This window comes from Streptomyces roseolilacinus (assembly GCF_014649335.1).
In the GTDB taxonomy this organism is placed as follows: Bacteria; Actinomycetota; Actinomycetes; order Streptomycetales; family Streptomycetaceae; genus Streptomyces; species Streptomyces roseolilacinus.
Window position 1 is genome coordinate 38386 of the sequence record NZ_BMSV01000018.1, and the last position, 26590, is coordinate 64975.

At 75.4% G+C, this 26590-nt stretch carries 20 protein-coding genes; 11 read left to right on the top strand and 9 right to left on the bottom strand.

Annotated elements, in window-relative coordinates; translation table 11 throughout:
- Positions 1 to 4 precede the first annotated feature (4 nt).
- The 4 genes from IE106_RS28890 to IE106_RS28905 all read right to left on the bottom strand — a co-directional run bounded on the left by IE106_RS28890 (position 5) and on the right by IE106_RS28905 (position 3588).
- Positions 5 to 868 (bottom strand): 5-oxoprolinase subunit C family protein, encoded by an 864-nt coding sequence (locus IE106_RS28890; RefSeq protein ID WP_189538197.1) that lies wholly within the window; start codon positions 866 to 868, stop codon positions 5 to 7.
- Positions 865 to 1482 (bottom strand): 5-oxoprolinase subunit PxpB, encoded by a 618-nt coding sequence (gene pxpB / locus IE106_RS28895; RefSeq protein ID WP_189538198.1) that lies wholly within the window; start codon positions 1480 to 1482, stop codon positions 865 to 867. Before pxpB ends, IE106_RS28890 begins: the two co-directional genes overlap by 4 nt.
- Positions 1479 to 2243, bottom strand: a complete 765-nt coding sequence (locus tag IE106_RS28900) for a LamB/YcsF family protein (RefSeq protein WP_189538199.1) — start codon at positions 2241 to 2243, stop codon at positions 1479 to 1481. Before IE106_RS28900 ends, pxpB begins: the two co-directional genes overlap by 4 nt.
- 64 nt (positions 2244 to 2307) lie before the next feature.
- The gene (locus tag IE106_RS28905; RefSeq protein WP_189538200.1) at positions 2308 to 3588 is read right to left on the bottom strand and encodes an MFS transporter; all 1281 of its coding nucleotides are present in this window, start codon (positions 3586 to 3588) and stop codon (positions 2308 to 2310) included.
- 185 nt (positions 3589 to 3773) lie between these two features.
- Here IE106_RS28905 and IE106_RS28910 point away from each other — a divergent pair, with 185 nt between their 5' ends.
- From IE106_RS28910 to IE106_RS28925, 4 genes are all read left to right on the top strand, one after another.
- On the top strand, positions 3774 to 4481 hold the full coding sequence (locus IE106_RS28910) for a GntR family transcriptional regulator (protein ID WP_229840886.1): 708 nt from the start codon (positions 3774 to 3776) through the stop codon (positions 4479 to 4481).
- Positions 4482 to 4719: 238 nt separating this feature from the next.
- Positions 4720 to 6255 carry a hypothetical protein gene (locus tag IE106_RS28915; RefSeq protein WP_189538202.1) on the top strand — a complete coding sequence of 512 codons (1536 nt, stop codon included), beginning with the start codon at positions 4720 to 4722 and terminating at the stop codon, positions 6253 to 6255.
- 34 nt (positions 6256 to 6289) lie between these two features.
- Complete coding sequence (locus IE106_RS28920) at positions 6290 to 7192, top strand: hypothetical protein (protein WP_189538203.1); 903 nt, start codon at positions 6290 to 6292, stop codon at positions 7190 to 7192.
- A 70-nt stretch (positions 7193 to 7262) separates the two neighbouring features.
- Complete coding sequence (locus IE106_RS28925) at positions 7263 to 11960, top strand: hypothetical protein (protein ID WP_189538204.1); 4698 nt, start codon at positions 7263 to 7265, stop codon at positions 11958 to 11960.
- 48 nt (positions 11961 to 12008) lie between these two features.
- Here the strand turns inward: IE106_RS28925 and IE106_RS28930 are convergent, their stop codons facing one another.
- Positions 12009 to 12524 carry a hypothetical protein gene (locus tag IE106_RS28930; protein ID WP_229840888.1) on the bottom strand — a complete coding sequence of 172 codons (516 nt, stop codon included), beginning with the start codon at positions 12522 to 12524 and terminating at the stop codon, positions 12009 to 12011.
- A gap of 373 nt (positions 12525 to 12897) precedes the next feature.
- On the opposite strand from IE106_RS28930, the gene IE106_RS30770 reads away from it, so the two are divergent.
- From IE106_RS30770 to IE106_RS28950, 4 genes are read left to right on the top strand one after another with little or no spacing between them, the layout of a single operon-like run.
- On the top strand, positions 12898 to 15540 hold the full coding sequence (locus IE106_RS30770; RefSeq protein WP_189538205.1) for a sensor histidine kinase: 2643 nt from the start codon (positions 12898 to 12900) through the stop codon (positions 15538 to 15540).
- Positions 15537 to 15965: a roadblock/LC7 domain-containing protein gene (locus tag IE106_RS28940; RefSeq protein ID WP_189538206.1), complete on the top strand. Its 429-nt coding sequence runs from the start codon at positions 15537 to 15539 to the stop codon at positions 15963 to 15965. Before IE106_RS30770 ends, IE106_RS28940 begins: the two co-directional genes overlap by 4 nt.
- Before the next feature lie 11 nt (positions 15966 to 15976).
- A complete protein-coding gene (locus IE106_RS28945) occupies positions 15977 to 16402 on the top strand; it encodes a DUF742 domain-containing protein (protein ID WP_189538207.1) in 426 nt (141 codons plus the stop codon).
- Positions 16383 to 16991, top strand: a complete 609-nt coding sequence (locus tag IE106_RS28950; protein ID WP_189538208.1) for a GTP-binding protein — start codon at positions 16383 to 16385, stop codon at positions 16989 to 16991. Before IE106_RS28945 ends, IE106_RS28950 begins: the two co-directional genes overlap by 20 nt.
- Here the strand turns inward: IE106_RS28950 and IE106_RS28955 are convergent.
- The gene (locus IE106_RS28955) at positions 16957 to 17796 is read right to left on the bottom strand and encodes a M15 family metallopeptidase (RefSeq protein WP_189538209.1); all 840 of its coding nucleotides are present in this window, start codon (positions 17794 to 17796) and stop codon (positions 16957 to 16959) included. The two genes, IE106_RS28950 and IE106_RS28955, sit on opposite strands and share 35 nt — an antisense overlap.
- 44 nt (positions 17797 to 17840) lie before the next feature.
- Between IE106_RS28955 and IE106_RS28960 the strand changes: the two genes are divergently transcribed.
- Entirely contained in the window at positions 17841 to 18359 is a 519-nt protein-coding gene (locus IE106_RS28960; protein ID WP_373296002.1) for an NUDIX domain-containing protein, read from the top strand.
- Here IE106_RS28960 and IE106_RS28965 read toward each other — a convergent pair.
- Positions 18356 to 20728 carry a glycoside hydrolase family 31 protein gene (locus IE106_RS28965; RefSeq protein WP_189538210.1) on the bottom strand — a complete coding sequence of 791 codons (2373 nt, stop codon included), beginning with the start codon at positions 20726 to 20728 and terminating at the stop codon, positions 18356 to 18358. The two genes, IE106_RS28960 and IE106_RS28965, sit on opposite strands and share 4 nt — an antisense overlap.
- A 215-nt stretch (positions 20729 to 20943) precedes the next feature.
- Here IE106_RS28965 and IE106_RS28970 point away from each other — a divergent pair, with 215 nt between their 5' ends.
- Together IE106_RS28970 and IE106_RS28975 are read left to right on the top strand one after the other, a co-directional pair.
- The gene (locus IE106_RS28970) at positions 20944 to 22956 is read left to right on the top strand and encodes an acetoacetate--CoA ligase (RefSeq protein ID WP_189538211.1); all 2013 of its coding nucleotides are present in this window, start codon (positions 20944 to 20946) and stop codon (positions 22954 to 22956) included.
- 77 nt (positions 22957 to 23033) lie between these two features.
- On the top strand, positions 23034 to 23927 hold the full coding sequence (locus IE106_RS28975; RefSeq protein ID WP_189538212.1) for a DUF8829 domain-containing protein: 894 nt from the start codon (positions 23034 to 23036) through the stop codon (positions 23925 to 23927).
- A gap of 76 nt (positions 23928 to 24003) precedes the next feature.
- Here the strand turns inward: IE106_RS28975 and ptsP are convergent, their stop codons facing one another.
- Together ptsP and IE106_RS28985 are read right to left on the bottom strand one after the other, a co-directional pair.
- Positions 24004 to 25674, bottom strand: a complete 1671-nt coding sequence (gene ptsP, locus IE106_RS28980) for a phosphoenolpyruvate--protein phosphotransferase (protein WP_189538217.1) — start codon at positions 25672 to 25674, stop codon at positions 24004 to 24006.
- A gap of 85 nt (positions 25675 to 25759) precedes the next feature.
- A complete protein-coding gene (locus IE106_RS28985) occupies positions 25760 to 26209 on the bottom strand; it encodes a PTS sugar transporter subunit IIA (RefSeq protein ID WP_189538213.1) in 450 nt (149 codons plus the stop codon).
- Positions 26210 to 26590: the final 381 nt, after the last annotated feature.

The window sequence follows — 26590 nt, forward strand, 5'->3', positions numbered from 1 at the left end:
GGTCTCACCGGGCGCGTACGAAGCGCACGCGCGTCCCCGGCGCCGCCTGCGCGGCCGCCGCGAGGTCCGCCTCCCGGACCACGGCCACCACCGGGTACCCGCCGGTCGTCGGGTGGTCCGCCAGGAACACCACCGGCCGGCCGTCCGGCGGCACCTGCACGGCGCCCAGCACCATGCCCTCACTGGGCAGTTCGCCCGTCCGCGCCCGCTCCAGCGGCGGGCCCTCGGTGCGCAGCCCGACCCGGTTGGAGGCCGCCGACACCCGGTACGCGCACGTGGTGAGCGTCCGCAGCGCCCCGTCCGTGAACCAGTCGTCCCGCGGCCCGAGCCGCACCCCCAGCACCACCTCCCGCGGCACGCCCCGCCAGGGCACCCCCTCGTAGTGGGCGGCATCCGCCGGCGGGGCGCCCAGGGGCAGGACCGCACCGTCGGCGAGCGGCGCGGGCCCGAGCCCCGACAGCAGGTCCGTGGACCGGCTCCCCAGCACCGGCCCGACCGCCACACCCCCCGCGAACGCCACGTACGACCGGACGCCCCGCACCGCCGCGCCCACCTCCAGCACGGCACCCGGCCCGACCCGCACCGCCGCGCCCCACGCCACCGGCCGCCCGTCGACGGTGACCGGGCAGGGCGCGCCGCCCACCGCCACGGTCACCCCGCACCGCGGCCGCACCGCGCAGCCGGTGAGCGTCGTCTCCAGCACGGCCGCCCCGGCGTCGTTGCCGACCAGCCGGTTGACCAGCGCGGCCGCGTACGGGTCGAGCGCCCCGGACCGCGGCACCCCCAGGTGCGCGTACCCGGGCCGGCCCCGGTCCTGCATCGTGGTCAGCGCCCCGGCCCGGACGACGGCGAGGGCCCGGTCCGTCACGCTCCCTCCTCGACGAACCGCACCCGCAGCCCCGGCGACAGCAGCGCCGCCGGCTCCCGCGCCGGGTCCCACAGCACGGCGCGGGTCGTCCCGACGAGCTGCCACCCGCCGGGCGACGAGCGCGGGTAGACGCCCGTGTACGGGCCCGCCAGGGCGACCGAGCCCGCCGGGACGGCCGTGCGCGGGGTGGTCCGGCGCGGAACGCCGTACCGCTCCGGCAGCCCCGTCAGGTACCCGAAGCCCGGCGCGAACCCGCAGAACGCCACCCGGTACTCGACCGCCGTGTGGACCCGGCCGACCTCCGCGGGCGCCACCCCCCACAGCGCGGCGACCTCCGCCAGGTCCGGCCCGTCGTACCGGACCGGCACCTCCACCACGGGGCCCGTGCGCGCGTCGAGCGGCGGCACCTCCCACCCGGCGGCCTCCGCGGCCAGCCGCCCCGGATCGGCCACCCCGTCGAGCAGCACCGTCCGCGCGGCCGGCACGACCTCCCGCACGGCGGGCAGCAGGCCCGCCGCCCGCCTCCGCAGCAGCTCGGCGTGGAACGCCCGGGTCTCCTCGCCGCCGTCGAACTCCAGCAGCAGCGCCCGCTCGCCCACCTCCAGGGCCCTCACGTGAACGCCTCCACCCGCACACCGGCCTCCTCCAGCCGGGCCCGCACCCGCCGGGCCAGCTCCACCGCCCCCGGCGTGTCGCCGTGCAGGCACAGCGACCGCGCCCGGACGGACAGGGGCAGCCCGGAGTGCGACGTCACCGTCCCGGACCGGGCCAGGGAGACCGACCGTTCGACGACGGCCTCGGGGTCGTGGAGGACCGCGCCCTCCCGCCCGCGCGGCACGAGCGTCCCGTCCTCCGCGTAGGCCCGGTCCGCGAAGGCCTCCGTGACGACCGGCAGGCCCGCCTCCCGCGCGCACGCGTGCAGCCGCGAACCCGGCAGCCCCAGCAGCGGCAGCCGTCCGCCGGTCAGCAGCACCCCCTCGACCACGGCCCGCGCCTGCTCCGGGTCGTGCACGACCCGGTTGTACAGGGCGCCGTGCGGCTTCACGTACGACACCCGCGCCCCGGCGGCCCGCGCGAACACCTCCAGGGCGCCGATCTGGTAGGCCACTTCGGCCGCCAGCTCGTCCGCCGGCACGTCCATGGCGCGCCGCCCGAACCCGGCCAGGTCCCGGTAGGACACCTGGGCGCCGATCCGGACCCCCCGTTCGGCGGCGAGGGCGCACACGCGCCGCATGGTGGCCGCGTCCCCGGCGTGGAATCCGCAGGCCACGTTGGCGCTGGTGACGACGGACAGCAACCGCTCGTCGTCGGTCAGCCGCCAGCGGCCGAAGCCCTCGCCCAGGTCGGCGTTGAGATCGATCGATGTCCGCGTCACGTCCGTCGACCCCTCCGGGAGACCCCGCCCCCGCCCGCCGCGGCGGACCGTGCTCCGCCGGTGCTCACCACAGCTCCCGCCCCCGCGTCTCGGGCAGCCCGAGCAGGGCCACCACGGCGATGCCGTACCCGACCGCCCCGAACACCAGGGCCCCGCCCACCCCCCAGCCGTCCGCCAGGAAGCCGACCAGCGTCGGGAAGAACGCCCCCACGGCACGGCCCGTGTTGTAGGTGAACCCCTGCCCGGTGCCGCGCACCGCCGTCGGGTAGAGCTCGGCCAGGAAGGAGCCGAAGCCGCTGAAGATGGCCGACATGCAGAAGCCGAGCGGGAACCCGAGGACGAGCACCAGTCCGTTCGCCCCGGCGGGGATGTTCGTGTACGCCACGATGCACACCGCCGACAGTACGGCGAACAGCACGATGTTGCGCTTCCGGCCCAACCGGTCGGTGAGGTAGCCCCCGGTCAGGTAGCCGAGGAACGCCCCCGATATCAGGAACGCGAGGTAGCCGCCCGTACCGACGACCGTCAGGCCGCGCTCCGTCTTCAGGTACGTGGGGACCCACGTCGCCAGGGTGTAGTAGCCGCCCTGCACGCCGGTCGACAGCAGCACCGCGAACAGCGTCGTCCGCGCCAGCCCCGACCGGAATATCCCCGTGAACGAGCCGCGCTCCGCGCTCTCCCGCCGCACGCGGGCCGCCTCCGGGGCGTCCTCGACGTTCCGCCTGACGTACACCACCAGCAGCGCCGGCAGCGCGCCCGTCCAGAACATCACCCGCCACGCCGTGTCGGCGTCGAGGAAGTGGAACACCAGCGTGTAGACGACCACGGCGAGCGCCCAGCCGGCCGCCCACGCGCTCTGGACGCCGCCCAGCGTGCGCCCCCGGTGCCGCGCCGACGCGTACTCGGCGACCAGGATCGCCCCGACCGCCCACTCGCCGCCGAAGCCCAGGCCCTGCAGGGCGCGGAAGACCAGCAGCGTCTCGTAGTTCGGCGCGAAGCCGCACGCGACGGTGAACACCGCGTACGTGACGACCGTGGCCATCAGCGCGCGCACCCGGCCGATCCGGTCGGCGAGTATCCCGGCGAGCGCGCCGCCGACCGCCGACACCACCAGCGTGACGGTGGTGAGCAGCCCGGTCTGGCCGCTGTCCAGGCCGAAGTAGGCGGCGACGGCCACCATGCTCAGCGGCAGCGTGAAGAAGTCGTAGGAGTCCAGGGCGTAGCCGCCGAACGCGCCGGCGAAGGCCCGCCGGCCGCGCGGCCCGAGGGCGCGCAGCCAGGCGAAGGGCCGCTCGCCGCCCGCCTCCCGGGATGTCGTGTCCGATTCGGTCCGGGTCGTACTCATCTGCACCTCGCAGGGGGTGAGGAGCGTGCCTGGGGGAACTGTGCGGTGGCGACGAACGTAGAGGATCGTTGAACGATCCCACAAGGCCTGTGGACAACCCGTTCTCTACGATGGCCGGGACGGTGGACGGGGCCGCGGCGGGAGCCCCGCGGGCGGCCGGGGCGGGAGAGGGAGAAGAGGTGCCGGTGACGACGACGGGCGGCGGACTGGCGGAGGACCGGGCCCTGCTGGGACGCACGAGCACGGCCGAGCGGGTCGCGGACATCCTGCGCACCCGCATCGCCGAGGGGTACTTCCCGCCGGGCACCCGGCTGTCCGAGGACGGCATCGGCGGCGCGCTCGGCGTCTCCCGCAACACGCTGCGCGAGGCGTTCCGCCTGCTCACCCACGAGCGCCTGCTCGTCCACGAGCTCAACCGCGGGGTCTTCGTGCGGCTCCTCGCCGTCGACGACGTCGTCGACATCTACCGCACCCGGCACCTCGTCGAGTGCGCCGTCGTGCACGACCTGGGCGACCCGCCCTTCGACCTCGACGGCTTGGCCGCCGCCGTGGCGGAGGGCGAGCGCCACGCCCGCGCCGGCGACTGGAAGGGCGTCTCGACCGCCAACATCCACTTCCACCGCGAGCTGGTGGCCCTCGCCGGGAGCGAGCGCACCGACGAACTGATGCGCGGCGTCCTCGCCGAACTCCGCCTCGCCTTCCACGTGGTGGACGACCCGCACGCCCTCCACGAGCCGTACCTCGTCAGGAACCGGGAGATCCTGGACGCGCTGCGGGCCGGGGAGCGCACCACGGCCGAGCGCCTCCTCGCCGCCTACCTCGACGACTCGCGCGCCCAGCTGGTCGAGGTCTACGCCCGCCGCGTGACGGACGGCACCACCCCGCCGTCCTGAACCGGCCCACCGCCCCGAGCGCCCACTCCGCCCACCGCTCCGACCCGGCCACCCCACCGCCCCGGCCCCGTCCCACCGCCCCGGCCCGGCCGCCCGACAGCCCCGACCCGCCCCCGGCCCGACCGCCCCGCCGACCGGCCCCGCCCCACCCCGGCCGACCGCCGCCGCGGCCCCCGCGCACCCCCGCCGTCCGGCGCCGTTTCGACCGCTGTCACCGCGAGGACCTAGTCTGTGCAACGTGACTTCGCCTGCCCCGACGGAACCGACGGAACTCGTTCCGCCCCAGCTCAGCGCGGGGCCGCGGCCCGCGCAGGGCCCGGCCGCCGACGAAGGGCTGGCGCGGCGCCTGCGCGCGCTCGCCTGCACCGCCCCCCTGCACGACCTGGACGCCCGCAAGGCGAACCTGGCGGGGGAGTACTCGGTCTACGCCATGGCGGAGGTCGCCCTCGCCGCGATCGACCTCGTCACGCTCAACATGGACTTCGACACGGGCGCCGACCACGAGCAGATCGTCGCCCGGCTGCTGCCCCGCGTCGCCGCCCAGGCCCCCGAGCGCCCCGCCGCCGAACACGAGCGCGTCGCCCGCTGGGTCCTGGAGAACCTGATCAACGTCGGCAGCGTCGACCGCGGCTTCCGCGCCGTCTACGGCACCTTCGGCCCCGACGGCGCGTACGTCCGCAGGGACTACGACTTCAAGCTCATCGAGGAGGTCCCCGGCTACGGCGGCAGCGTCTACCTCCGCACCACCGACGAAGCCGTCAACGTCCTGGTGGGCGCCCTCGACACGGACGTCACCAGCGCCCAGATCGCCGCCGAGGTCAAGCTGGAGGTGCTGATCAGCCGCGGCCGGCTCGCCGACGCCCAGCTCGCCGCCGAGCAGGCCCGCTACCGCACGGTCCAGTACGCCGAGACCCTCCGCAGGACCCTGGAGGCGACCCGGCGCGACGTCCGCGCCGTCGACTGGCTCGGCACCGTCCCCGACATGATCGACGAGGCCCTCGCGCACGTGGCGGACCGGTACCGCCACGAGAACGCGATCCTCACCAACATCCGCAAGGCCCGGGACGAGGCCGAGGAGCCCGAGCACAAGCGCCGCGCCGCCGAGCTCGTCGACATCGTCAAGGACTGCATCCGCCGCCACACCCAGCTCCAGTCCCGCCTCCTGGAAGCCGGCCCCCTGTTCCGTGCCGAACAGGACCGCCAGGCCTTCGCGCGGCCCGCCGCCCGCGCCGGCCTCGACCTGTACGGCCAGCTCGTCGCCCCGCTGCTGCCGCTCCCCGTCGAGCAGGCCATCCGCGTCACCGACGCGTACTTCGCACGCGGTACGGGCCTGCGCACCCCCGGCGCCGTCCGCGTCGGCGACCTCGTCGACCTGCTCCTCACCCCTCCCGCGGAGCGCGAGCACCTCGGCGCCGAGATGCCCGAGCCCGACCTGATCGCCACACCCGACGACAGCCGCTTCAGCGAGGAGCAGCTGGCCGCGGCCATGGAACTGCTCGACCTGGAGCACGACGCGCCCCGGCGCCTCTCCGGCCTCCTCGCCGAGGCCCGCCTGAGCGACCCCGACCTGCCGTACCTCGTCGCCCTGCTCGCCGTCCACGCCGCCAGCCCCCCGGTCGGCACGGCCTACCGCCAGGGCGAGGAGCGCCTCCTGTTCGCCGTCGACGACGGCACGGAACTGGACGACCCCGAGTTCGGCGGCGCCGACCTGATCGTCGGTACGGCCCTGCTCGACGCGGTGGGCATGGCCGCCGACCGCACGGACCCGACATGACCGCGACCACCAGCAGCACCGAGGAGCACCAGCCGTGAGCGACCACCACGCCGAGCACACCGACGCGTGGAGCGAGCCCGAGGCCGAACGGGCCCCCGAGCCCGCCCCGTCCGGCGGCGTCACCCCCGCCGACGCGGCCGACGCCGCCCGGCTCGTCTCCTTCGGCCTGCAGCCCAAGCTGCTCCCCGCCCGCGACGCCGAGTACGCCGAGCTGCTCCGCCGCTACCGCGAGGACCCGGCCTTCGCCCGGCTCGCCGACGCCGTCGCCACCGGCCTCGGCCTCGTCGTCCTGGAGGTCTCCCCCCGCGCGGGCATGGCCGTCACCGCGGACGAGGACTCCGTCTTCGCCGTCCGCATGGGCGACTACGCGCGCCGCGCCTCGGCCGACTCCGCCGACCGCTTCCTGCACGGCCTCGCCCACCTGGCGGTCGCCGCGCTGGCCTTCCCCCGCCCCGAGGACCTCGCCGACGACGGCTACATCGGCCGCGTCACCGTCAACGGCGTCGACGCCTTCGTGCGGCAGGCGTGCCGCCGCCTGGAGGAGCGCGCCGAGCGGGAGGGCGAGAACACCGACCCCGCCTCCGACGCCCCCGGCCTCGAAGCCGCCTGGCGGGTCTACACGCGCCGCAGCGCCACCGGCGCCACCAAGGACGCCCGCCGCCTCGCCGGCTCCACCACCGGCATCATCGGCAAGGCCGTCGCGTTCCTCACCGACTCCGGCTTCCTCCAGCGCACCGGGGACGACGCGGGAGGCACGTACCGCACGACCGCCCGCTACCAGCTCCAGGTCCGCGACATGGCCGGCAGCGCCGCCCTGGCGGAACTCCTCGACCTGGGCATCGTCCCCGTCACGGACGGCTCCGCCACCCTCCTGCCCCCGCCGGCCGGCGACGACCTGGAGCTGGTCGCCGACGCGGGCCTCCCGTTCCACGGCTGACGCCGCCCGCACCGCCCGCTCCCGGGCACCCCAGACGACCGCACCTCCGAACCACCGACGAGAGTCCGCCATGTACGAGCTGTCCCGGGTCCGCCTCTACTCCATCGGGCCCGCCGGTGCGCGTTACGCCGACACCGTTCTGGACCTGCGGGGAGTGGGCGCGCCCGTGCCCCACCCGGCCCCCACCCAGGCGGAGTTCTTCGAGGACGAGCCGGTCGGCCCGCCGCGCCGCCCCGCCCCCGCGGGCGTGCTGTTCCTGGAGAACGGCGGCGGCAAGTCCGTCCTCCTCAAGCTGATCTTCTCGGTGATGCTCCCCGGCCACCGCAACACCCTCGGCGGCGCCAGCTCCGGCGTGCTCCGCAAGTTCCTCCTCGCCGACGACTGCGGACACGTCGCCCTGGAGTGGCAGCACACCCTCACCGGTGAACTCGTCGTCGTCGGCAAGGTCAGCGAGTGGCGCGGCCGCCAGGTCTCCAACGACCCCCGCAAGTTCGCCGAGGCCTGGTACTCCTTCCGCCCCGGCCCGGGCCTCAGCCTCGACAGCCTCCCCGTCGCCGAGTCCACCTCCGTCCGCCCGCCCGGCGAGGGCGCCTCCGGCGCCCAGGGCCGCCGCCGCACCATGAAGGGCTTCCGCGACGCCCTCACCGAGGCCGGCCGGGCCTACCCGCACCTGGAGGTGTGCTGGGAGGAGGTCCACGACCGCTGGAACGAGCACCTCGGCGACCTCGGCCTCGACCCCGAACTCTTCCGCTACCAGCGCGAGATGAACGCCGACGAGGGCGAGGCCGCCGGCCTCTTCGCGGTCAAGAAGGACTCCGACTTCACCGACCTGCTCCTGCGCGCCGTCACCGACACCCGCGACACGGACGGCCTCGCCGACCTCGTCAGCGGCTTCGGCAACAAGCTCGGCCGCCGCGCCGAACTCACCGCCGAACGCGACTTCACCGCCGGTTCCGTCGACCTCCTCGGCCGCATCGTCGAGGCCGCCGACGCCCGTACCCGCGCCCGCGACGTCCACGCCGCCGCCGAGCGCCGCACCCGCGCCCTCGCCCGCCGCCTCCTCGCCCGCGCCGCCGAGGAACGCGGCCGCGCCACCGAGCTCGCCGAGCAGGTCACCACCGCCGCCGACACCGTCACCGACGCCGAACGGGCCCGCGCCCGCAGCTCCCTCGTCGCCGCCGAACTCGCCTACCGGCACGCCTCCCTGGCCCTCGCCGCCGCCGAGAAGGGCGCCGCGGCCCAGCGCCGCGAGCTGACCGACGCCCGTACCCTCCACGCGGCCTGGCAGGCCGCCGAGGCCGTCCTGCGGCACCGCGCCGCGGCCGACCGCTCCGCGCGCGTGGCCGCCGCCATCCAGGAGGCCGAACGGGACGCCGCCCCCGCCCTCGCGGCCCGCGCCAAGGCCGCCGCCGACCTCGTACGGGCCCTCCAGTCCGCCGCCGAGGACGGCGAACGCCACGCCGACGAGGAGGAGGGGCGCTCCGCCGTCCTCCAGGAGACCGCGGAGACCGCGCACCGCGACGCCACCGCCGCCGCCACCGAGGCCCAGCGCGCCCGCAGCGAGGCCGGGCACCTGCGCCAGCGCCTCGCCGAGGTCGAACAGGAGACCGCCGAGGCCGTACGGGCCGGCTGGCTCGACGACACGGCCCCGGACGCGGACCCCGCGCGCGCCGCCCTCGCCGCCAGCGACGCGGAGAAGACCGCCGTCGCCGCCTGGGACACCGCCCGCGAAGCCGCCCGCATCTCCGCCGAACGCGCCCGCGAGGCCGCCGCCGAGGAGTCCCGCGCCGAACTGGCCGCCGCCCGCGCGGCCGACGCCGCCCAGGCCGCCGAGAACGCCCACCAGGCCGAGCGGCGCGCCGCCGAGTCCATCGCCGCCACCGAACGCCTCGCCGAACTCCTCGGCCTCCCCACCGCCGCGCCGGCCCCCCTGGTGCCCCGGCAGAACACCGGCGCGGACGCCCCGGCGGCCCCCGGCGACGCCGCGCCGCCCCGCACCGCCCAGGCCGCGCTGACCGCCGAGGACCTCGACCGGTACGCCGACGAGCTGCGCGAACTCCTCGACCGGCACATCGCCTCGGCCGAACGCAAGCTGTTCGACCTGCGCACGGCCGCCGCCGACGACGCCCGCATCCTCGGCGCCCTCGGCGACGGCGGCCTCCTGCCGCCGGGCCCCGACGTCCTCGCCACCGTCGAGTTCCTCGGCGAGCACGGCGTCCCCGCCCTGCCCGGCTGGCGCTACCTCGCCCAGTCCGTCGACCCGGCCGACCACGCGGCGGTCCTCGCCGCCCGCCCCGAACTGGTCGACGGCGTCGTCGTCACCGACCCCCAGTCGTATGCCCGCGCCCGCGAGGCCCTGGCCGGCGCCGCCCTCCTCCCGCGCTCCGCCGTCGCCGTGGGCACCGCCGCCGCGCTCCTCGCCCCCGTGCCCCGCGCCGGGGCCGACGACGACAGCGAGGTGTTCCTCGTCCCGCCGAACCCGGCCATGCACGACGAGCACGCCGCCGACGAGGAGCGCCAGGCCCTGCGCGCCCGCGCCGCCGCCCGCGACGAGGAGATCCGCGCCCTGGCCGCCCGCCTCGCCGGCGACCGGTCGCTGGCCGCCCGCATCGGCTCCTGGCGCGCCGACTGCCCACCCGGGATGCTCGCCGAACTCGCGCAGGCCGCCGCCACCGCGAGCGAGGCCGCCGAAGCCGCCCGGGCGGTGCTCGCCGAGGCCCGCACCGCCCGCGCCGAGGCCGACGAGGCCGCCGCCGAGACCGCCCGCGTACGCGACGAGCGCCAGGAGGCCGCCCAGCGCGCCCGCCGCGCCGCCGACGCCCTCTCCGGCCTCGCCTTCCGCCTGCGCGAACGGGCCGGCTGGCAGGTCCGCCTCCGGGAACTCGCCGACGAGGCCGCCGAGGCCGAGGCCAAGGCCCAGGCGTGCCTCGAACGCGCCCGCGCCGCCGACGAGGACCGCCGCGCCGCCCAGCGCGCCGCCGACGACGCCCACCGCACCGCCCGTGCCCTGCGCGCCGAACGCGCCGAGATCGCCGGCGCCCCCGAGAACCTCCCCGAGGAGAAGCCCGACGGCACCGCCCTCCTCGACGGCGGCGTCCCCCGCCCCTCCCTGCCGGCCCTCCGCGAGGCGTACCGGGCCGCGTCGCAGCTGTACGAGAAGGTGGGCGTCGGCGCCGACCTGCGCGCCGAGCAGGCCCGCGCCGAGAGCGACGAGAGCGCCGCCCTCGCCGAACTGGACCGGCTCACCAACAAGGTCCGCACCCGCGCCGCCCAGCTCCTCGACAGCCCCGAAGGCGCCGACGGCCCGTCCCGCCAGGCCGCCGCGGCCCGCGCCGAGGCGCTCGTCCAGCTGCTGGAGTCCCGGGCGTCCGAGGCCAGCGAGAAGCTGGGCCGGCTGCGCGGCGAGGCCGAGCGGCTCGCCCCCACGGACGGCGACGCGCACACCGAACTGCCCGGAGAACTGGTCCCCGCCGACGCCGAGCAGGCCCAGACCCTGCTGCGCACGGCCACCGGCGACCTCGCCTCCCGCACCGACGACCTGGAGACGGCCCGCGCCACCCACGCGCACCTCCAGCGGGCGCACCGCGCCGCCGAGGACGCCGCGGGCGCCTTCGACGAGCTGGCCGCGCTCCTGCGCGACCTGCTGCGCGACCAGGCCGACGACGAACCGCAGGAGCCGCAGCCCTACGCCGGCTCCCTGGAGGAGGCCCGCCACGCCGCCGCCGAGGCCCGGCGCTCCCTGCGCGGCTGCGCCACCGACCTGTCCGCCGCCGACGCCGCCGTACGGGAGGCGTGCGACGTCCTCGTACGGCACGCCAACTCCACCCGCTACGAGCAGGTGCGCACCCCGGCCCGGCAGCAGATCCGCGAGCTGCCGGCGTCCGCGCTGCCGGAGCACGCCGCCAGGTGGGCCGAGGCGTTCGCGCCGCGCCTGCGCGTCCTCACCGACGAACTGGCCCAGCTGGAGCGCAACCGCGACTCGATCGTCGACCGGCTGCGCGGCCTGGTCGAGTCGGCGCTGGCGACGCTCCGCTCGGCCCAGCGGCTGTCCCGCCTCCCCGAGGGGCTCGGCGAGTGGTCGGGCCAGGAGTTCCTCCGCATCCGCTTCGAGGAGCCGGACCAGGCGACGCTCGTCGAACGGCTGGGCGAGGTCATCGACGAGGCCACCCGCGCCGCCGTCAGGAAGAACTCCGACCTGCGCCGCGACGGCGTGTCCCTGCTGCTGCGCGGCGTCCACGCGGCCCTCCACCCCAAGGGCGTCGCCGTCGAGATCCTCAAGCCGGACGCGGTGCTGCGCGCCGAGCGCGTCCCCGTCGGACAGATGGGCGACGTGTTCTCCGGCGGCCAGCTGCTCACCGCCGCCATCGCCCTGTACTGCACGATGGCCGCGCTCCGCAGCAACGACCGGGGCCGCGACAAGCACCGGCACGCCGGCACGCTGTTCCTCGACAACCCCATCGGCCGCGCCAACGCCACCTACCTGCTGGAGCTCCAGCGCGCCGTGTCCGACGCGCTCGGGGTCCAGCTGCTGTACACGACGGGCCTGTTCGACACGACGGCGCTCGCGGAGTTCCCGCTGGTGATCCGGCTGCGCAACGACGCGGACCTGCGGGCCGGCCTGAAGTACATCAGCGTCGAGGAGCACCTGCGGCCCGGCCTGCCGCAGCCCGCGCAGGAGGGGAGCCAGGCGGTGCACGGCGAGATCACCGCGACCCGCATGTTCAAGCGGAGCACGGCCCCGGCGCCCCGGCAGCAGAGCGCCGGCTGACCGGCCCCACCGCGGGGCCCGGCCGGACAGCCGGGTCCCGCGCGGCCGTCACGCCCGGGACAGCTCTCCCCGGCCCGGCTGCGGGGCCCGCGCACCCCGCCGCCCGCCCCGCGCGGAGCCCTGCGCCCCGCCCGCGGCCGGTACGCCCACCGCCGGAGCCTCCGCGGCAGGGCCGCGCGCCGACCGCGCCGCGGCCCGCTCCCGCTGTTTCCGTATGCGGGCGGTCTCCCGGGCGGCCCGCCGGGCCGCGCGCCGCTCCCGCCGCAGCTGCCGCGCCGTGCTGCTCGGCTCGGACACCACCCCGTACCGCTGGTTCCACACCTGCCGCGTCACCCACACGTCGAGCACCGACCAGGTCGCCACCACCGTGCTGCCGACACTGCTCAGCACCAGGGGGAACGCCAGCCAGGCCCCCCCGACCGTGAGCAGGTACGCCGCGACCGCCTGGATCAGCGTCAACGCGGTGATCAGTCCGGCCCGCACCGCCACCGTGCGCACCGGATCGGGCAGCCGGCGCCGTCCGACCGGCTCCTCCACCCACAGCTCGCGCCGCCCCGTGCTCATCCGCCGTCACTCCCCACCGCTCGACCGACACCGGGACGACTGCCCGTCTCGAGCCGCTTCACGCCGCTCGTGTCCGCCGCCCCCCGTACGACTAGACGCGTCATCGCGCAGGAAGATTCCCGGAAGGTGCAATTCCAGCCATCCGACGTATCGCGAGAAATGACGCCTCGCCAGGTGTCCTCCGACACGGTCCGGTTTGTCAACTCCCTTGATACCCGGACAAGACATGATCAAGAACGTGGGCGACGGCCGAAAAACGACCGGACGGACCTTCGAGTTGTCCTGGTGACAGTAGTAGGCTCACGCCGTTTGTTGATGTGTTGATGTGTGCACCTCGCGCCGCGCCGGGCGGCCGGGCGAGCTGGGGGAGGCCATGGGCTTTCGCGGGAAGTCGATCCGCAGGAAGATCGTGGCGCTGCTGCTCGTCCCGCTCCTGTCCCTCACCGGCCTCTGGGGCTTCGCGACCTTCCTCACCGGCCGCGAGGCCGACCACCTCCTCGACGTCGGCCAGATCATGCAGAAGGTCGGCTACCCCCTGGAGGAGACCGTCCACGTCATCCAGCAGGAGCGCCGCCAGAGCCTGCTCTACCTGGCCGACCCGCGCACCGCCGACGCCCTCGGCACCCTGCGCCGCGACCGGGCGGCCACCGACCGCACCGTCGCAGCCATCCGCGCCCAGGCCCGCGACCCGCGCGTCGCCGCCGCCATGCACGACTCCGCGGCCCGGCGGTTCACCTCCCTCCTCGCGGCGTTCGACGGGCTGGAGACGCTGCGCCACTCCGTCGACACCCGGGCCATCGGCCGCCTCCAGGCCCTGGAGTTCTACAACCGGCTCATCGACCCCTGCTACAGCTTCCTCGTCCACCTCCACGCCATCGACAACGTCGAGATGGAGAAGCAGGGACGCGCCCTCATCGGCCTCGCCCGGGCACGCGAGATGCTCGCCCGGGAGGACGCCCTCGTCGTCTCCGCGCTCGTCAGCGACCGCCTCACCGCCGAAGAGGTCCGCCTCGTCTCCGACCTCGTCGCCCGCCGGCGGCAGTTCTACGAGATCAGCCTCGAAGTGCTGCCCCTGGCCGAGCGCGACGTCTACCAGCTGTACTGGAGCAGCCCCGAGACGCAGCCGCTGCGCCAGGCCGAGGAAGCCCTCATCACCGCCGGGCCCGCCGACGACCCGCGCGCCACCGACACCGCCCGCTGGGAGGACGCGGTGAACACCGTCCTCGGCGGCCTCGCCGCCGAGAACCGGCTGGCGGGGGACCGCTACCAGGACCGCGTCGAGCCCGCCGCGTACAGCGTCCTGCTCAAGGCCGGCATCGCCGGCGTCCTCGGCTTCCTCGCCGTCCTGTGCTCCCTGGTGGTCTCCGTGCGCGTCGGCCGCGGTCTCGTCCGCGACCTGACCCGGCTCCGCAAGGAGGCCCAGGAGGTCTCGGGCCTCCGCCTCCCCAGCGTGATGCGCCGCCTCGCCGCCGGCGAGCACGTCGACGTCGAGACCGAGGTCCCGCACCTGGAGTACGACAAGGACGAGATCGGCCAGGTCGGCAAGGCCCTCAACACCCTCCAGCGGGCCGCGGTCGAAGCCGCCGTCAAGCAGGCCGACATGCGCCGGGGCGTCTCCGAGGTCTTCGTCAACCTCGCCCGCCGCAACCAGGTCCTCCTCCACCGCCAGCTCACCCTCCTCGACACGATGGAGCGGCGCACCGAGGACCCCGAGGAACTGGCCGACCTCTTCCGCCTCGACCACCTCACCACCCGCATGCGCCGCCACGCCGAGGGCCTGGTGATCCTCTCCGGGGCCGCCCCCTCCCGGCAGTGGCGCAGGCCCGTCCAGCTCATGGACGTGGTCCGGGCGGCGGTCGCCGAGGTCGAGGACTACGAGCGCATCGAGGTGCGCCGCCTGCCGCGCATCGGCGCCGCCGGCCCCGCCGTCGCGGACCTGACCCACCTCATCGCCGAACTCCTCGAGAACGCCACGTCCTTCTCCCCGCCCCACACCACGGTCCAGGTGCAGGGCGAACGCGTCCCCAACGGCTTCACCCTGGAGATCCACGACCGGGGCCTGGGCATGTCGCCCGAGGACCTCTTCGACGCGAACCTCCGCCTCGCCGAGACCCCCGAGTTCGAGCTGTCCGACACCGACCGGCTCGGCCTCTTCGTCGTCAGCCGCCTCGCCCGGCGCCAGAACGTCCGGGTCTCGCTCCAGCCCTCCCCGTACGGCGGCACGACCGCCGTCGTGTTCATCCCGGCCGCGCTGCTCACCGAGGCCCCCGAGACACAGGGCGCCGGCTTCCGGCTGGACCGCAAGACCCCCGACCGCCGCGGCGCCGAGCCCCCCGCCCGGCGGACCGCGCTCACCCAGGTGTCCTCCGTCCTCGACGGCCCGCTCGAACTCCTCGGGGAACTGACCGAGGGCCACGGCCGCGAGGGCGACGAGGACGGACACGGCGGCCTCTTCCGCCCCCGCCCGCCCCTGCGCCCCGCCGACACCCCCGCCCGCGGGCAGCGCGAACAGCACGGGCAGCGCGAACAGCACGAGCAGCACGACCGGCGCGAGCAGCACGACCGGCGCGAGGAGGCGTCCGACGCGCCCGCCGACCACCCCGCGCGCCCGGCCGCGCTGCCCCGCCGCAAGCCGGCCCTCGTCGCCCGCCACGGCCGCCGCGTCGACGAGCCCGCCGCGGCCCCCGGTTCCGCCCCCGGTTCCGGCGGGGTCTCCGGCACCGACCGCGGCACGACCCCCGGCGCGGACCCCGGCGCCCCCGCCCCCGCGGCCGACGAGACCACGTTGACCCTCGGCGGGCTTCCCCGCCGCGTACGCCAGGCGAGCCTGGTCCCCCAGCTGAGGGACCAGACCGACCGGCCCCCCGCCCCGGCCGCTCCCGGCCCGGCGGATCCCCAGGACGCGGAGCGCGACGCCGAACAGGTACGCGCCCGCATGGCCGCGATGCAGCGAGGCTGGCAGCGCGCCCGCAGTGAGACAGCACCAGGAACGACACCGGAGGGGGACGGTCGATGACCGCACCGAACGCCGCAGCATCCGATTCAACCGGCGAGCTCAACTGGCTCCTCGACGAACTGGTCGAGCGGGTCGGCTCCATCCGCAAGGCCCTGGTCCTCTCCAGCGACGGCCTGCCGACGGGTGGCTCCAAGGACCTCAGCCGCGAGGACAGCGAACACCTCGCGGCCGTCGCGTCCGGCTTCCACAGCCTCGCCAAGGGCGTGGGCCGCCACTTCGACGCCGGCCAGGTCCGCCAGACCGTCGTCGAGCTGGACGACGCCTTCCTCTTCGTCACCGCCGCCGGCGACGGCAGCTGCCTCGCGGTCCTCGCGGACTCCGACTCCGACGTGGGCCTCGTCGCCTACGAGATGACGCTGATGGTCAAGCGCGTCGGCGCCCACCTGGCGACCGCCCCCCGGGCCGGTCTGACCACCGGCGGGTGAGGGGGGATGCGATGAGCGACGCGGTCGCCAGACAGATGCGGCGCGGACGCCCCACCGGCGACGCGCACCACTGGTTCGACGACGAGGCGGGACCGGTGGTGCGCCCGTACGCGATGACCCGCGGGCGCACCACCAGCCCCACCCGTCACAGCCTCGACCTGATCGCGCTGGTCGTGCCCGAACCCGCCGCCGACGACCCGGGCCGCGACCAGACGCTCTCCCCGGAACACGTGGAGATCGTCGAACGCTGCAGTGACTTCCCCCAGTCGATCGCCGAGCTCGCCGCCGGGATGGACCTGCCCGTGGGCGTGGTCCGCGTCCTGGTCGGCGACCTCGTCGAGGACGAGCTCGTCCACGTAACCCGTCCCGTTCCGCCGGCCGAACTGCCGGACGAGAGCATTCTGCGTGAGGTGATCAATGGCCTTCGGGCGCTCTAGCCGCAAGGGTCCGCCACCGGTCGAGCCGGTGACGCTGAAGATCCTGGTCGCGGGCGGGTTCGGGGTGGGCAAGACCACGCTGGTCGGAGCGGTGAGCGAGATCCGGCCGCTGCGGACCGAGGAGAACCTGACCGAGGCGAGCCGGCCGGTCGACGACCTGGCCGGCGTCGAGTCCAAGGCCACGACGACCGTCGCCATGGACTTCGGCCGGATCACCCTCCGCGAGGACCTGGTGCTGTACCTGTTCGGCACGCCCGGGCAGGACCGCTTCTGGTTCCTGTGGGACGAGCTCGCGCAGGGCGCCTTGGGCGCGGTGGTCCTGGTCGACACCCGCCGCCTGGAGGACTCCTTCGCGTGCATCGACTACTTCGAGCGGCGCCGCATACCGTTCGCGGTCGCCGTCAACTGCTTCGAGGGAGCCGACGTCCACCCCGTCGAGACGGTGCGGGCCGCCCTGGACCTCGACGCGGACGTACCGCTGCTGATGACGGACGCGCGGCTGCGCGAGTCCGTCAAGGAGGTCCTGGTCGCGGTCGTCCGGCACGCGATGACGTTCACGGAGCCGACCCCGGAGCCGGCCGCCACCTGAGGGCCTCGACGGGGAAGTCGAAGAAGGTGTCCGGGAACTCCTCCGGCCTGTACGTGAAGTGCCACCACTCCTCCGGCAGGTTCACGAACCCCTCGGCCGCGAGGACGCCCCGCAGCAGGTCCCGGTTGGCCCGCGCCGTCCCCCGGACGCGCGGGTCGTCCGTGTGTGACAGCGTGTCGAAGCAGTCGAACCCCGTCCCCATGTCCACCGAGTCGTCCGGGAACCGCTCCTCCCGCGGCGCCGCGCAGTCCACCAGCGGCTCGCCCGGTACGTACGGCCGCGTCGGCGCCGCCGGCAGCCGGACCAGCGTCACGTCGACCGTCGACCCGCGGCTGTGCCCGGACCGCTCCGCGACGTACCCGTCCGCGAAGAGCCGCGACTTGTCCACGCGCGGGTGGAACTCGGCCTTCATCCGCTCGTCCGCCGGGTCCTTCGCCCACCGGACGAAGTGGTCCACGGCCCGCTGCGGCCGGTAGCAGTCGTACACCTTCAGCGAGAGGCCCCGCCGCAGCAGCCGCGCCTGCGCCCGGTGCAGCGCCCGTGCCGCCGGCCGGGTCAGCAGGCACACCGGCTCGCGGTACCCGTCCACCGGCCCGCCCACGAAGGTGTGCTCCGTCGCGTACCGCATCTCCTGGAGGATCGTCGGGTCCACCGCCCGCAGCTCCGTGAACTCCCGCGGCACCGGCGGCCCCCCGCGCGGTGCCGCGGCCGGCACCGCGTCCGGAGGGGCGGCGGGGGAGAGGGCCAGGGCCCCCGCGGCGAGGGCGGCGAGGGCACCCCGCACACCGGCAGTACGTCCCGTCATGCACACCGTCTACCAGCCCCCCGCCCATCGGTACAGTGCGCCCCGTGCAGAACACCCATTGCGCCCATTGCGGAGCCCCCTTCGCCGACCCCGCCGGCCCCTGGCCCCGCACCTGCCCCGGCTGCGCCACCGTCACCTACCGCAACCCCCTCCCCGTCGCGGTCGCCCTCCTGCCCGCCACGGGCCCGCGGGGCACCGGCCTCGTCGTCATCACCCGCACCATCGAACCCGAACGCGGCGGCGTCGCCCTCCCCGGCGGCTTCATCGACCACGCCGAGGACTGGCGGGACGCCGTCGTGCGCGAACTGCGCGAGGAGACCGGCATCGAGGAATCCGCCCGCGACGTGCGCCTGGCCGACGCCATGAGCTCACCCGGCGGCCACCTCCTCCTCTTCGGCCTCCTCCCGGAACGCCCCGCGAGCACCCTGCCGCCCTCCGCGCCCACCGCCGAGACCGCCGGCCACCACCTCCTGCACGCCCCGGCCCGCCTCGCCTTCCCCCTGCACACCGAGGCGGTCCGCAGATGGTTCACCGGCGCGTACGACCGGCTCCGCGCTCCCTAGGACCACCCGCCCAGGCCGCGCACCCGCACCTCCTCCGGCCCGACCGCCACGACCCCCTCGTCCGTCACGCGCTCCACCCGCACCTCGTCCCCCTCCCACCGCGACACGTACCGCTCCACCTCCGCCTGCTCCCACCCGTCACCCACGTCCCGCACGGTGAGACCACCGCCCGACCGGCCCGGAGCCGGCGCCCACACCTCCAGTCGCACCGCCCCGTCCTCGCCCCGCACCGGGACCACCGCGCCCGCTCGCACCAGCACCGGCACCCGCGACAGCGGCGCCTCCACCAGCACCTGCCCCGGCCCCTCGTACACCTGCCCCGTCACCATGTCGTACCAGTGGCCCCGCGGCAGCCGCACCGCCCGCCGCTCCGCGCCCCGCACCAGCACCGGCGCCACCAGCAACGCGTCCCCCAGCAGGAACGCGTCCCCGCAGTCCCGCAGGAGCCGGTCCTCCGGCGCCGTCCACCACAGCGGCCGCACGTAGGGCGCCCCCGTCAGCCGGGCCAGCCGCGCCAGCGTCACGAAGTACGGACGCAACCGCTCCCGCTCCTCCAGCGCCGCACGCGCGTACTCCAGCACCTTCGGTCCGAACTCCCACGGCTCCCGCCGCCCCGCGTCGATCGCCGCGTGCGTACGGAACAGCGGCAGCCACGCCCCCAGCTGGAACCACCGCAGGTACAGCTCCGGCGACGGGTGCCCGTCGAAACCGCCCACGTCGGGCCCCGAGTACGGCACCCCGCACAACCCCAGCCCCAGCACCAGCGCCAACGACGCCCGCAGCCCCGGCCAGCCCGTCGCCACGTCCCCCGACCACGTCCCGCCGTACCGCTGCATCCCCGCCCAGCCCGACCGGGAGAACAGGAACGGCCGCTCCCGCGGCCGCAGCCGCGCCAGCCCCTCGTACCCGGCGCGCGCCATCGCCAGCCCGTACACGTTGTGCGCCTCCCGGTGGTCGCCGCCCCGGCCCTCCAGCGCGTGCCGCGCCGACCGGGGGAGCGTCATGTCGCCGAACGGGGCGAACGACACCGGCTCGTTCATGTCGTGCCACACCCCCGAGAAGCCCCGCGCCAGCCGCTCCTCGTACAGCCCGCCCCACCACTCCCGCACCGCCGGGTCCGTGAAGTCCGGGTACACGCACTCACCCGGCCACACCACCCCCCGCACCACCTGCCCGCGGGCGTCCCGCACGAACGCGCCCCGCGCCCCCACCCGCGCCCCGCCCTCGTACACCGCCCCGCCCGGCTCCGCCTTCACCGCCGGGTCCACGATCGACACCAGCCGCACGCCCTGCTCCCGCAGCTCCGCCGCCAGACCCGGCAGGTCGGGGAACCGCTCCGGGTCCACCGTGAACACCCGGTGCCCGTCGTAGTGGTCGATGTCCAGGTGCAGCGCCGACAGCGGAAGCCCCCGCTCCCGGTAGCCGGCCACCACCCGCCGCACCTCCTCGGCGCTCCCGAACCCCCACCGCGCGTGCTGCGGCCCCAGCGCCCACGACGGCGGCACCGCGGGCGCCCCCGTCAGCTGCGCCCACCCGTGCGCGATCCGCGCCGGCGAACCCACCACCACCCAGCAGCGCAGCGGGCCCCCGCTCATCCGCACCTCGCTCAGCCCCGGGCGGTCGTGCCCCGACCCCGCGCCCTCCTCGCCCTCCCGCAGCGTCACCCGTCCGTCCCACGTGCTGTCGTAGAACGCCAGATGGGCCCCCGCGTCCGCCACCACCCACTGCACCGGCATGGTGATGTACAGCGGGTCGGTCCCCGGCCCGAAGGTCCCCCGCGGATCGGTGTTCCACAGCCGGTACGTCCCGTCCGGCAGCCGCGGACCCGCCGACCGCCCCCCGAGCCCGAAGAACCGCGCGTCCGCCGGCACCTCCGACCGCTGCACCCACCGCGCCCCGCCCCCGTCCACCGGCTCCCACCACCGCGGCGGCAGCTCCCGCCGCAGCACCACCCCGCCCGGCGTGCGCACCTCCACCGCCCCGTTGCGCGACACGGCGACCGTCACCCGCTCGGCCACCACCCGCCAGCCGTCCCCCGTGTCCGGCTCCAGCACCACGCGCGCGTCCGGCTCCGGCACCTCGCCCGCCAGCGCGTACGACGGCGACGGCTCCGCCCCGTCCCACCCCCAGAACACCGCGGCCCCACCCGTCACGCACACCCGCAGCTCGGACCGCGCGAACCGTACGATCCCCCCACCCGGCAGCGGCTCCACCCCGACCACCCGGCCCGGCACCCGCGCCCGCTCCGGACCCCGCCGAGGCAGCCCCGCGGCGTCCGCCCTCCGGTGCCGCCACACCGAACGCAGGGCCCGCGGCCCCCGCACCCTGCCGAACACCCACACCGAACGCACCAGCTCACGACCGTCCATGTCGATCACCCTGCCACCCGCCGAGGCGCCCACGTGAGCCGTTCAACAACCGTTCACCCGTGGTGACACCACATGTTCAGTCCGCCGACCATGGGTGGGGAGACCTGGTGCGAAACACGCTCCCGTGGCATCGTCCGTGTCAGCCGCGTGCCGCGCACACCCAGCCCGTGCGCGGGACACACGCAGATCCGCGTACAGCCAGGGAGCACACCCCCATGACATCGACGTCAGCGACAGCGCACTCCGAGCCACCCGAGCCGCTCTGGCAGCCGGACCGGGACCGCATCGCCTCCGCCGCGGTCACCCGCTTCCAGGCATGGGCCGCGGAGCGCCACGGGGCCCCCGCGAACGGCGGATACCCGGCACTCCACCGCTGGTCCATCGACCACCTCGACACCTTCTGGCAAGCCGTCACCGAGTGGTTCGACGTCCGCTTCACCACCCCCTACACGCGCGTCCTGGGCGACCGCGCCATGCCCGGCGCCCAGTGGTTCCCGGGCGCCACCCTCAACTACGCCGAACACGCCCTGCGCGCCGCCGACGAGCGCCCCGACGCCCCCGCGCTCCTCCGCGCCGACGAGACCCACGAGCCGACCCCCGTCACCTGGGCCGAACTCCGCCGCCAGGTCGCCGCCCTCGCCGCCGAGCTCCGCGCCATCGGCGTACGCCCCGGCGACCGCGTCAGCGGCTACCTGCCCAACGTCCCCCAGGCCGTCACCGCCCTCCTCGCCACCGCCGCCGTCGGAGGAGTCTGGACCTCCTGCGCCCCCGACTTCGGCGCCCGCAGCGTCCTCGACCGCTTCCAGCAGGTCGAACCCGTCGTCCTGTTCACCGTCGACGGCTACCGCTACGGCGGCAAGGAACACGACCGGCGCGACACCGTCGCCGAACTCCGCCGCGAACTGCCCACCCTCCGCGCGGTCGTCCACATCCCCCTCCTCGGCACCGAGGCCCCCGAGGGCACCCTGGAGTGGGACGCCCTCACCGCCGGCACCGCCGCCCCCCGGTACGAGCAGGTCCCCTTCGACCACCCCCTGTGGATCCTCTACTCCTCCGGGACGACCGGCCTGCCCAAGGCCATCGTCCAGTCCCAGGGCGGCATCCTGCTCGAACACTTCAAGCAGATCGGCCTCCACTGCGACCTCGGTCCGGACGACGTCTTCTTCTGGTACACCTCCACCGGCTGGATGATGTGGAACTTCCTCGTCTCCGGCCTCCTCACCGGCACCACCGTCGTCCTCTACGACGGCAGCCCCGGCCACCCCGCCACCGACGCCCAGTGGCGCGTCGCCGAACGCACCGGGGCCACCCTCTACGGCACCTCCGCCGCCTACGTGATGGCCTGCCGCAAGGCCGGCGTCCACCCCTCCCGCGACCACGACCTGTCCAGGATCAGGTGCGTCGCCACCACCGGCTCGCCCCTCCCGCCCGACGGCTTCCGCTGGCTCCACGACGAGTTCGCCGAGAACGGCCACGACCTGTACGTCGCCTCCGTCAGCGGCGGCACCGACGTGTGCAGCTGCTTCGCCGGGGCCGTCCCCACCCTCCCCGTCCACATCGGCGAACTCCAGGCCCCCTGCCTCGGCACCGACCTCCAGGCCTGGGACCCCCACGGCAAGCCCCTCGTCGGCGAGGTCGGCGAACTCGTCGTCACCAACCCCATGCCGTCCATGCCGATCCGCTTCTGGAACGATCCTGACGGCACCCGCTACCACGACAGCTACTTCGACATGTACCCCGGCGTCTGGCGCCACGGCGACTGGATCACGCTCACCGACCACGGCTCCGTCGTCATCCACGGCCGCTCCGACTCCACCCTCAACCGCCAGGGCGTCCGCATGGGCAGCGCCGACATCTACGAAGCCGTCGAACGCCTCCCCGAGATCAAGGAATCCCTCGTTATCGGCCTGGAGGAACCCGACGGCGGCTACTGGATGCCCCTCTTCGTCCACCTCGCCGAGGGCGCCGCCCTCGACGACGCCCTGACCGACCGCGTCAAGCGGACCATCCGCGCGGAACTCTCGCCCCGCCACGTCCCCGACGAGATCATCGAAGTCCCCGGCATCCCCCACACCCTGACCGGCAAGCGCATCGAGGTCCCCGTCAAACGCCTCCTCCAGGGCACCCCCCTCGACAAGGCCGTCAACCCGGGCTCCATCGACGACGTCGGTCTCCTCCACTTCTACGAGGACCTCGCCCGCCGGCGCGCCCAGCGCCCCGCGGGCTGACCGGCCCACCCGCCGCTGTCAGTCCCCCCGATTACGCTGAGTGAGCATTCGGCAACAGCTGATCACCAGGGGGACCGATGGCACACACCACGAACACCACATCCCTGCGGCAGGCGCTGCGCCGCGAAGCACCGAGCACGCTCGGCCTCCTCACCGACGAGCAGGACTTCGCGGCCATGCGCCGCTACCGCTCCTTCACCTTCGACGACCACCCCACCTACCTCCGCGCGGCCGAGCGCCTGCTCAGGACCCTCGCCGCCGGCGGCACCCACACCACCGTCACCCTCTTCGACCCCGAGGACTACGCCGCCTACTGCGCCGAGACCGGCCTCGACCCCGACACCCGCGCCAGCCGCACCCGGTACACCGCCGAGGCCGCCGCCAGGGGCGCCCGCGTCCCCTACACCGGGCAGCCCATCCACGAGCTCGTACGCCTCCTCGTCAAGACCGCCGTGCGCCACGCCACCCGCGAGTACGCCGCCCTGCTCCTCGACGACGCCGGCCAGTGCGCCGACTGCGGCGAGGACATCGGCCGCGCCGCCTTCGACCAGGCGTCCCGCGCCGTCCTGCGCATCCTCGACCAGGCGGGACCCGGCGCCCACCAGCTCGTCTGCAGCGTCCCCGCCGCCGACGAACACCTCCTGGCCGTCCTGCGCACCGACCGCACGGCCCCCCAACCCGCCCGCCTCGACTCCGCCGAGGGCACGGAGTTCCTCACCGTCCTCGCCGCCGGCATCGCGCGCGCCACCCCCGGCGGGCTCGTCCTGCGCACCAGCAGCCCCGACGCCCCCGACCGCCTCCACGGCTGGCGCCTCGACCACGGCCGCCTCGTCCCCCTCAGCGAGGCCGAGGTCTTCAACGCCTACTGCACCGACGCCGACACCGGCGAACCCCTCCCGCCCGAACCGGGCGTCGAGTACCGCGCGGGCTTCGACCTCGCCCCCGACGACGGCCGCCCCACCCACCACTGACCGGGAGGAAGGCGAAAGGGGCCCTCCCGCACCGCGGGAAGGCCCCTCACCCCGGTTCACCGGCGGGGCACCGGCCTCACTCGCCGGAGAGCACCGCCTGCGCGGCGACCCGCGCCTCCTCCGCCGAGTCGGCCGCACGCGCCGCGGCGGCCGCCCGCTCGCACTGCGCCAGCGTGTACTTCGCCAGCGTCGCCCGCACATAGGGGATCGACGCCGCACCCATCGACAGGGAGGTGACCCCCAGACCCGTCAGCACGCACGCCAGCAGCGGGTCGGACGCGGCCTCACCGCACACGCCGCAGCTCTTGCCCTCGGCACGCGCCGCCTCGGCGGACATCGCGACCAGGTCCAGCAGCGCCGGCTGCCACGGGTCCTGGAGCCGCGACACCGCGCCGACCTGCCGGTCCGCCGCGAACGTGTACTGCGCGAGGTCGTTCGTGCCCAGCGAGAGGAACTCCACCTCCCGCAGGATCGACCGCGCCCGCAGCGCCGCCGACGGGATCTCGACCATCGCGCCGAACTTGGCCCGCAGCCCCGCCTCGCGGCACGCCTCCGCGAACGCCTTCGCGTCCGCCCGGTCCGCCACCATCGGCGCCATGACCTCGAGGTGCACCGGCAGCCCCTCGGCCGCCTTCGCCAGCGCGGTCAGCTGCGTCCGCAGCACCTCCGGGTGGTCCAGCAGCGTCCGCAGGCCCCGCACGCCCAGCGCCGGGTTCGGCTCGTCCGCCGGCGTCAGGAACGCCAGCGGCTTGTCCGCGCCCGCGTCCAGCACGCGCACGACGACCCGGCCCTCCGGGAACGCCTCCAGCACCTTCCGGTACGCCTCGACCTGCTTCTCCTCGGACGGCGCCCGCTCGCTGTCGTCCAGGAACAGGAACTCCGTGCGGAACAGCCCGACGCCCTCGGCCCCGGCCTCCACCGCCGCCGGCACGTCCGCCGGACCGCCGACGTTCGCCAGCAGCGGCACCCTGTGCCCGTCCGACGTGGCACCGGGGCCGGTCGACGCCGCCAGGGCGGCCTTGCGCTCCCGCGCGGCCCGCTCCATCTCGGCGCGCCTGTCGTCACCGGGATCGACGAAGACCTCGCCCGTGCTGCCGTCCACCGCGATCACGGTGCCCTCCGCCAGCTCGCACGCGCCCGGCAGCGCCACCACGGCCGGCACGCCGAGCGCCCGCGCCAGGATCGCGCTGTGGCTGGTCGGCCCGCCCTCCTCGGTCACGAACCCGAGCACCAGCGACGGGTCCAGCAGCGCCGTGTCCGCCGGCGCCAGGTCCCGCGCGATCAGCACGTACGGCTCGTCGCTGTCCGGCACGCCCGGCATGGGCACACCCAGCAGCCGCGCCACGATCCGGTTCCGCACGTCGTCGAGGTCCGCGACCCGCCCGGCCAGGTACTCCCCGGCACCCGCCAGCAGCGCCCGGTACGCGGCGAACGCGTCGTACACGGCCCGCTCGGCGCTGGAGCCCACGGTGATGCGCCGCTCCACGTCGGCCATCAGCTCGGGGTCCTGCGCCATCATGGCCTGCGCCTCGAGGACGTGCTGGGCCTCACCGCCGGCGAGGTTGCCCCGCGCTATCAGGTCGGCGGCCACCGCCTCGACGGCCTGGCGGGCGCGCCCCTGCTCCCGCTCCGCCTCCTCGGCGGGGATCTGCTTGGCCGGCGGCTCCAGCACCGCCGTGCCCATGTGCCGTACCTCGCCGATCGCCACACCGTGGCTCACACCGACGCCGCGCAGCGTTGTCTCCATCTTCACCCGTCTCCGATCGAGCGGCGGCGGGGCCGCCGCTTGGGGAACATCCCGTATCCACGCCGTCGTACGGACGGCGGTGGCGTCACTGCCAGACGAAGAGTGCCTCGCCGGCCTTCAGGTCGCCGTCCTCGCGCAGCCCGCCGAGGGCGTCCGGGGTGGCCTCCAGCGCGACGACCGGGCAGATGGCGGACTTGCCGGCCTCCTCCACGGCGACCGGGTTCCAGCGGACGATCTCCTGGCCGCGCGTGACGGTGTCGCCCTTGTTGACGAGCAGCTCGAAGCCCTCGCCGTTGAGCTGGACGGTGTCGATGCCGAGGTGCGTGAGCACCCCGTGCCCCTCGCCGTCGACCACGACGAAGGCGTGCGGGTGGAGGGAGACCACGACCCCGTCGACGGGCGCGACGGCCGTCGACGGCTCGCGCACCGGGTCGATGGCGGTGCCCGGCCCGACCATGGCCCCGGAGAACACCGGGTCGGGTACGGCGGCGAGTCCGATGGCGCGTCCGGCGAGCGGCGACGTCACGGTGGTCATGGAGGGCCTCCCAGAGGGCGGGGATGGGGTGTCGCCGTCACTGCCTGTCCTGGACGGCGTACTTTTCAGAGCGTATGTCATGGAAAGTCCGGGTTCCGCATGAGAGGCCCCGGTTGGCAGGCCTCGGGGCCACGGGAACGATTTGCCTCAACTGCCGGGCGGGAGTACTGTCGTAGCCCTGCCTGACGCCCGGCGCGACGATGCCGAGGTACGGCAGCGGCGCCTGTCAGGGCGAGATCCTAACTGGTCTACACCACTACTGGTCTACACCTCTGCGTGTAACGGTCCGGTGTGGGCGCGGTCAGAGGCTCGGAAAATCCCTGATAGAGTCGGAATCGCCGGAAAGGGAAACGCGGAAGCGGAGAACGGCCCGGCGGCCCG

Bases quoted from the DNA above. Each gene is read 5' to 3' on its own strand.
- IE106_RS28965 (WP_189538210.1), bottom strand. From the start codon at position 20,728: ATGGACGGTCGTGAGCTGGTGCGTTCGGTGTGGGTGTTCGGCAGGGTG.
- IE106_RS28970 (WP_189538211.1), top strand. From the start codon at position 20,944: ATGACATCGACGTCAGCGACAGCGCACTCCGAGCCACCCGAGCCGCTC.
- IE106_RS28930 (WP_229840888.1), bottom strand. From the start codon at position 12,524: ATGAGCACGGGGCGGCGCGAGCTGTGGGTGGAGGAGCCGGTCGGACGG.
- IE106_RS28950 (WP_189538208.1), top strand. From the start codon at position 16,383: ATGGCCTTCGGGCGCTCTAGCCGCAAGGGTCCGCCACCGGTCGAGCCG.
- IE106_RS28925 (WP_189538204.1), top strand. From the start codon at position 7,263: ATGTACGAGCTGTCCCGGGTCCGCCTCTACTCCATCGGGCCCGCCGGT.
- IE106_RS30770 (WP_189538205.1), top strand. From the start codon at position 12,898: ATGGGCTTTCGCGGGAAGTCGATCCGCAGGAAGATCGTGGCGCTGCTG.
- IE106_RS28940 (WP_189538206.1), top strand. From the start codon at position 15,537: ATGACCGCACCGAACGCCGCAGCATCCGATTCAACCGGCGAGCTCAAC.
- IE106_RS28975 (WP_189538212.1), top strand. From the start codon at position 23,034: ATGGCACACACCACGAACACCACATCCCTGCGGCAGGCGCTGCGCCGC.
- IE106_RS28955 (WP_189538209.1), bottom strand. From the start codon at position 17,796: ATGACGGGACGTACTGCCGGTGTGCGGGGTGCCCTCGCCGCCCTCGCC.
- ptsP (WP_189538217.1), bottom strand. From the start codon at position 25,674: ATGGAGACAACGCTGCGCGGCGTCGGTGTGAGCCACGGTGTGGCGATC.
- IE106_RS28905 (WP_189538200.1), bottom strand. From the start codon at position 3,588: ATGAGTACGACCCGGACCGAATCGGACACGACATCCCGGGAGGCGGGC.
- IE106_RS28945 (WP_189538207.1), top strand. From the start codon at position 15,977: ATGAGCGACGCGGTCGCCAGACAGATGCGGCGCGGACGCCCCACCGGC.
- IE106_RS28985 (WP_189538213.1), bottom strand. From the start codon at position 26,209: ATGACCACCGTGACGTCGCCGCTCGCCGGACGCGCCATCGGACTCGCC.